Annotated in this window: 8 protein-coding genes and 1 pseudogene; 7 read left to right on the top strand and 2 right to left on the bottom strand. The window is 45.4% G+C overall.

Annotation, left to right across the window (positions count from 1 at the left end):
- Positions 1-88: 88 nt before the first annotated feature.
- The 4 genes and pseudogenes from R7E78_RS15415 to fliJ all read left to right on the top strand — a co-directional run.
- Positions 89-445: pseudogene (locus R7E78_RS15415) on the top strand (FliG C-terminal domain-containing protein); the annotation flags it as partial.
- A 4-nt stretch (positions 446-449) separates the two neighbouring features.
- The gene (fliH, locus tag R7E78_RS15410) at positions 450-1,205 is read left to right on the top strand and encodes a flagellar assembly protein FliH (protein ID WP_017820534.1); all 756 of its coding nucleotides are present in this window, start codon (positions 450-452) and stop codon (positions 1,203-1,205) included.
- Positions 1,198-2,544 (top strand): flagellar protein export ATPase FliI, encoded by a 1,347-nt coding sequence (fliI, locus tag R7E78_RS15405; RefSeq protein WP_115386811.1) that lies wholly within the window; start codon positions 1,198-1,200, stop codon positions 2,542-2,544. Before fliH ends, fliI begins: the two co-directional genes overlap by 8 nt.
- A gap of 24 nt (positions 2,545-2,568) precedes the next feature.
- The gene (fliJ, locus tag R7E78_RS15400) at positions 2,569-3,009 is read left to right on the top strand and encodes a flagellar export protein FliJ (protein WP_318058029.1); all 441 of its coding nucleotides are present in this window, start codon (positions 2,569-2,571) and stop codon (positions 3,007-3,009) included.
- A gap of 16 nt (positions 3,010-3,025) precedes the next feature.
- Here fliJ and R7E78_RS15395 read toward each other — a convergent pair whose 3' ends face one another.
- The gene (locus R7E78_RS15395) at positions 3,026-4,084 is read right to left on the bottom strand and encodes a S1 family peptidase (RefSeq protein ID WP_318058028.1); all 1,059 of its coding nucleotides are present in this window, start codon (positions 4,082-4,084) and stop codon (positions 3,026-3,028) included.
- Positions 4,085-4,157: 73 nt separating this feature from the next.
- The gene (locus R7E78_RS15390; protein WP_033906699.1) at positions 4,158-5,051 is read right to left on the bottom strand and encodes a LysR substrate-binding domain-containing protein; all 894 of its coding nucleotides are present in this window, start codon (positions 5,049-5,051) and stop codon (positions 4,158-4,160) included.
- A 128-nt stretch (positions 5,052-5,179) separates the two neighbouring features.
- Between R7E78_RS15390 and R7E78_RS15385 the strand changes: the two genes are divergently transcribed.
- The 3 genes from R7E78_RS15385 (at position 5,180) to R7E78_RS15375 (ending at position 7,485) form a co-directional block, all read left to right on the top strand.
- Complete coding sequence (locus R7E78_RS15385; RefSeq protein WP_182016683.1) at positions 5,180-6,103, top strand: DMT family transporter; 924 nt, start codon at positions 5,180-5,182, stop codon at positions 6,101-6,103.
- Positions 6,104-6,202: 99 nt separating this feature from the next.
- Positions 6,203-6,649 (top strand): SRPBCC family protein, encoded by a 447-nt coding sequence (locus R7E78_RS15380; protein ID WP_005375065.1) that lies wholly within the window; start codon positions 6,203-6,205, stop codon positions 6,647-6,649.
- Positions 6,650-6,732: 83 nt separating this feature from the next.
- Positions 6,733-7,485, top strand: coding sequence for a phosphatase (locus tag R7E78_RS15375; protein ID WP_182016716.1), 753 nt, complete (start codon positions 6,733-6,735; stop codon positions 7,483-7,485).
- Positions 7,486-7,525: the final 40 nt, after the last annotated feature.

Genomic DNA, 7,525 nt, shown 5'->3' with positions numbered 1-7,525 from the left:
TTTAGGCATGAGGCTACGACGATTGATGGGCGTAACCGCTCAGATCGTAGCTTCTTGATTTAGTTCCATCGAATTACTCAACAAAGCCATGGAAATGCTGAAGTTGCATGATGAAGATGTTGTTAATGCAATTGAAGAAAACATGTTCGACTTTATGGTTCTTGGCCGACAACGCGAAGAAACTATGGACATGTTGGTGCAGCAAATCCCGCTAGAGTTGTGGGCTGTTGCGCTAAAAGGTTCCGATATTACCTTACAACAAGCTATTAAGCGTTCAATGCCGTAACGTATGGTGAAAGCGCTAGAAGATGACATGGACGCACGCGGTGCTGTTGCGTTAAGTCGAGTTCAAAAAGCACGTCAAGACATCATGCAAATGGTACGTGAGCTGGATGAATCTGGTGAAGTTCAGCTGCTTCTCTATGAAGAGCCAACGGTGGAGTAAGGTCATGCTAGAGACAAAATCAAGTACTATGCGATTGCCTCCAAACGGGTATCGTTTACACCGTTTTCCGCCTTTAGCGCAACCTAAGACTATCGAAGACGAATTCGGGCTAGATAACCAAGGCTGGCAAGAACCTCAAATTGATATCCAACAGCAACTTGAAGAAGGTTTTCAACAAGGTTTGCAACAAGGACATGAGGAAGGCTTACGCCAAGGTATCGAACAGGGCAAGCAACAAGGTCTGTTGGAAGGCCAAAAAGAAGGTTTCCAAAAAGGCTTTGTTTCCGGTGAGCAGTCTGGAAAGCAAGGCTTTTTGGAGGCGGCGAAGCCTGTCAATGAACTTTTTCACGCCCTTTCTCGTTGGCAAGATGAAAAAGAACAGCAACAACGCCATATGATTTGTGAACTGGTACAAAAGGTAGCTCAGCAAGTGATTCGTGCCGAGCTCACTTTAATGCCTCAGCAGATCCTAGCTTTGGTGGACGAGACATTGTCTGCCATGCCTGGTAAAGCGGAAACAGTAACTGTGCATTTAAATCCGCAAGATTTAGAGCGCATTACTCACATCAATGCTGATTTGCCGCAATCTTGGAAACTGGTCCCTAATACGGAGCTTCCTATTGGTGGCTGTCAGTTAGTGACTGATGACGCAGAAGCGGATGCGAGCTGCGACTCTCGTTTGGAAGCCTGTATGGACAATGTAAAGCAACACCTTTTGGATGAAGTCAGTATTCCACAGGTAGAGTCTGAGCATGAGTAATCCCCTAAGCCATGAACTATTAAGTGAGCGTTTGAGCGAAGCCTTGGCTTCGCTCGATTCAATCCCTGTTGCTCGCGTAACAGGGCGATTGATAAAAGTAAACGGCTTAATGTTACAAGCCGTAGGGTGTCGGTTTAAGCTTGAGCAGCGTTGTCTCGTAGAAACCGCGGAAGGCGATATGATCGAAGCGCAAGTTGTGGGCTTTGAACACACTATTGCTTACCTCATGCCTATCCGCCGTTTAGGCGGTCTGTTTGCAGGTGCAAAAGTCATCCCTCTTGATGGTGACAGTACCGTGCAGCTAAGCTCTCAGTGGTTAGGACGCGTACTGAATGGTTTAGGTGAGCCGTTAGATGACGGGGCACCGCTTAAGGGGGGAGATCGAGTTTCACTTGAACCAAAACCGATTAACCCACTGAAGCGACGCCCAGTTGATACACCACTCAACGTGGGCGTGCGAGCGATTAATGGACTATTGACGGTAGGCAAAGGCCAACGTATTGGTTTGATGGCTGGCAGTGGCGTCGGTAAAAGTGTGTTAATGGGGATGATCACCAAAAACACGGAGGCCGATGTAATTGTGGTCGGGCTTATCGGTGAGCGAGGCAGAGAAGTACGTGAGTTCATTGAGAGAAACTTAACCCCAGAAGCGCGCAAGAAAGCGATCATTATCGCGGCTCCTGCTGATGAATCCCCGCTAATGAGGTTAAGAGCGACACTACTTTGTCATCGCGTTTCAGAGTATTTCCGAGACCAAGGCAAAGACGTTCTACTTCTAATGGATTCTCTAACCCGATACGCCATGGCACAGCGCGAAATCGCTCTTTCGCTCGGAGAGCCTCCAGCTTCTCGTGGTTATCCGCCCTCAGTCTTCAGCGTGTTACCTCAACTCCTAGAGCGAGCGGGTAACAGTGAAAATCAACATGGTAGCTTAACGGCAATTTACACCGTATTGGCAGAAGGTGACGACCAACAAGATCCTGTCGTGGATTCCGCGCGCGCCATCTTAGATGGGCATGTCGTTTTATCACGTCAACTGGCTGAGCAAGGGCATTATCCTGCTATAGATATCAACGCGTCTATTAGCCGTTGTATGAATACTTGTACGCAGGACGCACACAGCACGATTGCGAATAACTTCCGTCAAATGTACTCCAACTACCTTCAGGTTAAAGAGTTACTGCCATTAGGGGGTTATCAACCAGGACAAGATCCTGAGTTAGATCAATCTGTTGCTATGTATCCAAACTTGCGTGCATATCTACAACAAGCTGCCAATGAGTCTGTAGATTACCCAACCAGTTTGACCGAGCTCGCGCAGCTTTTTCAAAGTGCTTAATCAAATGGGAGTGACAAGGCTGAAATGAAATCCAAGTTAAAAGCCGTAGGCAAGTTACAGCAAATGGAAGAAAAACAGCGTGACCGTGTGGGCCAACAACTTGATGCCATGCGTCAGCGTCACTCCCATCTTTCAATGCAATTGGAACAGTTGTCGGCGTTGAAAGGCCACGCTGGACAATCAACCCGAACCGGCCCGACGCTGACGAGCGCGGCTTTGATGAACTTTAATCGTGTTGACCAAATGCTACAAAGAATGCTTCGTCACCACGAGAAAGAGCAAGCCGTTATGCAAGCGGAATGTGCATCTGTACAGAAAACGCTAGAACACAAGCACGCACGCGTTCAAGGGTTAGAAAAAGTGCTTGATCGTTGGCGTACTAAGCAGAACTATGAAAAAGCGAAAAAAGAGCAAAAGATGATTGAAGACATCATTAACTCTCGCGTTAAGCGCAAGATATTATGATGTCTTGTTGACGCTACTAGGAGCGCGAATAATTTCTGCGGTGTCTTAGCCAACCAAACCAGCCTCCAAGCATGATCAACCCTGATCCGAGAGCACCGCCGCCACTGCTGCCGTTGTTACCAAAGCCAGATGTGTTGGTATCGACAGGCTCAAAGCCAGAGTCCCCTTCGCTATGATAATCTTCCGAACTTGCTAAGAGGGCGTTATAACTGGTTTTTACACCTGAGCTGGTTTGGGTCTCAATCCATGTTGCATAGTTCAAAATCTCGGTAAACACACTTGGAATCGCAGCGGATTCGCAAACTGAAGAACCGTAGCTCACAATGCCAATTTGCTGATACATGCCATTATTGTCTTGATAGGTGAGAGGACCGCCTGAGTCACCACGACAGATACCAGTGTAGCTTCGTTCAGGAAATCCATTCGCACATAAACTTTCCTGAGCGTTAAACCCTGTTACCAACGAAGCGCATTGGGTGTCGGTAAGGGGTTTTACTTCTGCCCAGCGTAAATAGTTAGGGGGGCTTTCATCATTGGTTGAGGTCTGACCTAAACCGAATATCTGATAAACTGACTTGCTGCTGTAGTCTCCAAAGTCTTGCGGTAAAGTGATGGATTGGACGTTATCGGTGATAGGTCTAGTCAATTCAAGGACAGCGATGTCATTAATCCATAAATCGCTAGGCACATAATCAGGATGAATCGTGATAGAGCGAACATCTTTGAATTCTTCAACAAACACGTCATTCATCGTAGGGTTTTTGACTAACACTCGTAGGTCGTTGATTGTCCAGCCGTCAGTAAAAACGCTTGGTTCTACGCAGTGAGCCGCAGTTAAAATGAAGCGGTCGTTTACAATGGTTCCCCCACAAATATTGGCAAACTGATTAGCGCCAGTTTTATGTAGAATAAGACGTGCAAAAAAAGGAAGTTGGTTTTGGGTAGCCTGCTGACCCCCAATAATTGCCGTGGAGATCCCTTGTTTTGAAAGGCGGTTATCATTTTCTACTTCAGCGGTCGTACTCAAAGATACTGCAAAACAGAGTGCGCTTAGCCATATTTGATACTGCTTCATAAACCATCCTTGGATGAAAAGTGCTCTTCTAACTTTATACTAGTTTTTCAGTGAATGTGCTTAACAAAAGTTTCTAATAGTTGAATGATTGTTGTAGCCAAGATCGCAACAGATGAAACGATTCAAGCTTTAGCTTGTGTGGCGGGCATACAAAGTAAAGCTGTTGATGAGGATTAATGACGGGTTCACCCAGCTCGATTAGCTGACCATATTTGATGTCATCCTTCACAAACAAGCGATGAGTGACCAATAACCCCAAACGACGAGTTGTGGCCTGGACGGCTTGTATCGACATGTTAAAAGTGATTGGTTTTTTATTTTTAGGTCGCTGGATACCCGTCGCGTCCAGCCACACGTTCCAGTCATTTTTTCTTCGTTCGTTAGTAACTTCAATGATGGGATACTGCTTTAAGAGTTGAGTGATGTTTGAGTCCTTGGTCTTCGCTATCAATTCAGGACTGCACACCAAAACCAGTTCATCTTCACTGAGCTTTTCGCAGTAGTAATCCTGCCATTCTTCGGGATTTCCATGCACCAAGGCCGCGTCGATACCTTCTTGTTCTAAATTGAATCTGCCAGACAGGTTTGATAAACGAACGTCTAATTGAGGAGCAAACCCTTGTAAATCTGACATTCGAGGAATCCACCAGTGAAGAGCCAATGAATTCACCATATTGAGCGTAACACGCTGCAAGTTCTGATCTTGGATGAGTGCTTCCGTTGCATCGACAATTTGCTCTAAAGCGGGTGCCACCTTCCTGTAATACTTTTTACCGTCCGCGTTGAGTTGAACTTGTCTGCCTATGCGATCAAATAGAGGCTTGTTGACTTGACTCTCCAGCGATTTAATTGCCTGACTTACGGCTGAGTGGCTCACACTTAATATCTGTGCTGCTTCTGTCATGCTGCCAGACTCAGCTACTGCAACAAATGCGTAGATGGACTTTAAGGGGACTAGTTTCCGCATAATTTAAAAACCGTAGCTGGTGATAGATAAGTTAAACTGTAAGTTTTTCTTACATCAATGGTTAATATTACTCGCTATTTACGATAAGTGATGTCTTTTAAAATGCTCCATATATTAAGGAGTATTGAATGAATGCTGTAAATAAATCTATCCTTTTCATGTTGATGTCTACGTTAAGCTTATCTGTTACTGGACTGTTAGCAAAGCAGTTGTCAGGCGAACTTTCCGTCACACTATTTAGCTTCTTACGTTTTTTGGTGCCTGCGCTTATCTTGCTTATCTTACTTCGTGTGAAAAACCTTACCTTTCCTAAAGCGGGCACGCTAAAGCCTATTTTATTGCGTGCTCTTTGTATCGGTTTGTCACAACTTTGCTTTATCGCGTCATTACAAACGTTAACGCTCGTTGAGGGGGTCGTTTTGTTTGCTACTGGCCCATTATTTATTCCCTTGGTTGAAAAGCTGTTCATGAGGGGGCGCATTCGTGTTTCAACATTGGCGGCTTTAGCAATGGCGTTCACTGGTGTGGTTATGTTGGCGGGCGGTGGAAGTGAGATCACATGGCGAGCGGATTTATTGCTCGGCTTGGCTGGTGGACTCTTCAATTCTGGTTCTCAGCTTACGTTATATAAAGTGAGTAAAACAAATATGTCGCCGCTAGAAATCAACTTTTGGGCGTTTGGTTTTGCTGCCGTATTTCTGTTGCCGCTAACTTTGTTTAACGACTTCGACGTGTTACTTAATATGAGTGTTATGGCGCCTGAGATTTCTTCAAATGTGCTGTGGATCGGTATGATGTCTCTGATGATCATTAACACCCAAGTTTTTCGCTCCAAAGCATATAAACTGGCAAGCAGTGGCTCTCAACTTGCACCACTCATTTTTACTAACTTATTGTTCACTGCGGTTTGGCAGAGCCTGTTTTTTGAAGACCGAATGAGTCAAAGTCAAATTGTTGGGATGAGTTTAATAGTGCTCGCAATCATACTGAACACATGTTGGGTTCGCTTTACGGCGCATCGCAGTGGCGGTTTACAAGCGAGAACTTCTTAGTCTGTCGGAAAATGAAGGGGGCAGGTAGATAAATTGGTCGTGTGGTTTGATTTTTCCTGAGTATGGGCTAGCGTCAAGAAAGGTTCAAGGAGAGAAATCATGCTTACGCTAAATTATTACGTCGAAATTTCGGCGACACCGCAACGAGTGTGGGAAGTGCTAACCGATGTTGAGTTGTATAAACGTTGGGCGCAAGCCTTTTCACCGCAGTCTCAATTTGAAGGAGCTTGGGAAGAAGGAGGTGGCATCACTTTTTTTGATCCAGATATGGGCGGGACAAGGGCGATCATAGATACGGTGCTACCGCTTCAAAAACTTGAATTTCATCATGTTGCCATTTTTAATCCGGATAATCGTCAACAACTCGATGCTGACCTAGCATCTAGGTGGATCGGATCGCGAGAGATCTACCAGATCGATACCAACAACGATCGTTTACTACTCAATGTTACCATTCATACTCACAATGACTTTGTTTCCATGTTTAATCACGGATGGGAAAAAGCCTTACCCTTGATAAAAGCCATTAGTGAAGAGCAAGCTTAGGGTTCTTGCTTATCTTGGGCTGACGATGCGTTGCCGGAAGGTATACAATAGCACGCAAGATAGCGCACCTAAGAGAGTGGATGATGGAATTTAAAGTTGATACCCATACACATACGTACGCCAGTGGTCACGCGTACAGTACCTTGATTGAAAATGCAAAGTTGGCAAAAGAGAACGGGCTGGATATGTTCTGCACGACCGATCACGCAGAATCAATGCCGGGTGCGCCTCATTACTGGTTCTTCTCTAACCAGAAAATTCTGCCTCGCTTTCTTGAAGGCGTTGCGATTATTCGCGGCGTTGAATCCAACATTATGAATACCGAAGGCGACATTGATATTCCACTGAGTGTGGACCGCAACTTAGATTGGGTGATCGCGAGTTTTCATGAACCCGTTTTTCGTCCTGCAAACAAGCAAACTCACACGGAAGCACTTGTTAATGTCATTCAGAGTGGCCGTATTGATGCGCTCGGTCATCTTGGTAATCCAAATTTCGACTTTGATTTTCAGACCGTTTTAGCGTGCGCGAAAGAGCACAATGTCGCGATTGAAATTAATAACACCACGCTGAAAGGCAACAGCCGAGTAGGCAGCGTAGACCGTTGCCACGAGATTGCACAAATCGGGAAAGAGCTCGGTGTTTTCTTCACCACGGGCAGTGATGCGCACTTCTGTCACGATGTTGGTAATCTGGAGTTGGTTGGAGAGTTAATGGACAAAGTGGGTATTGATAGTAAGAAAGTGATTACTCACACCGCTCAGCAGTTTTTGTCTTTCTTAGCTTTGAGAGGCCGTAAACCAATTGCAGAATATGACAGCATTCTCAACGCATAAACTTGATTACATTTAAGGTATGCACCCGACACCAGATTGC

Source organism: Vibrio sp. YT-19(2023), from assembly GCF_033337395.1.
The sequence above is the reverse complement of the archived record's forward strand: the minus strand, read 5'-3'. Positions and strand labels throughout refer to the sequence as shown.

Coding starts and splice junctions, on each gene's coding strand:
- R7E78_RS15380 (WP_005375065.1), top strand. CDS start 6,203: ATGCTTACGCTAAATTATTACGTCGAAATTTCGGCGACACCGCAACGA.
- R7E78_RS15375 (WP_182016716.1), top strand. CDS start 6,733: ATGGAATTTAAAGTTGATACCCATACACATACGTACGCCAGTGGTCAC.
- fliI (WP_115386811.1), top strand. CDS start 1,198: ATGAGTAATCCCCTAAGCCATGAACTATTAAGTGAGCGTTTGAGCGAA.
- R7E78_RS15390 (WP_033906699.1), bottom strand. CDS start 5,051: ATGCGGAAACTAGTCCCCTTAAAGTCCATCTACGCATTTGTTGCAGTA.
- R7E78_RS15385 (WP_182016683.1), top strand. CDS start 5,180: ATGAATGCTGTAAATAAATCTATCCTTTTCATGTTGATGTCTACGTTA.
- R7E78_RS15395 (WP_318058028.1), bottom strand. CDS start 4,084: ATGAAGCAGTATCAAATATGGCTAAGCGCACTCTGTTTTGCAGTATCT.
- fliJ (WP_318058029.1), top strand. CDS start 2,569: ATGAAATCCAAGTTAAAAGCCGTAGGCAAGTTACAGCAAATGGAAGAA.
- fliH (WP_017820534.1), top strand. CDS start 450: ATGCTAGAGACAAAATCAAGTACTATGCGATTGCCTCCAAACGGGTAT.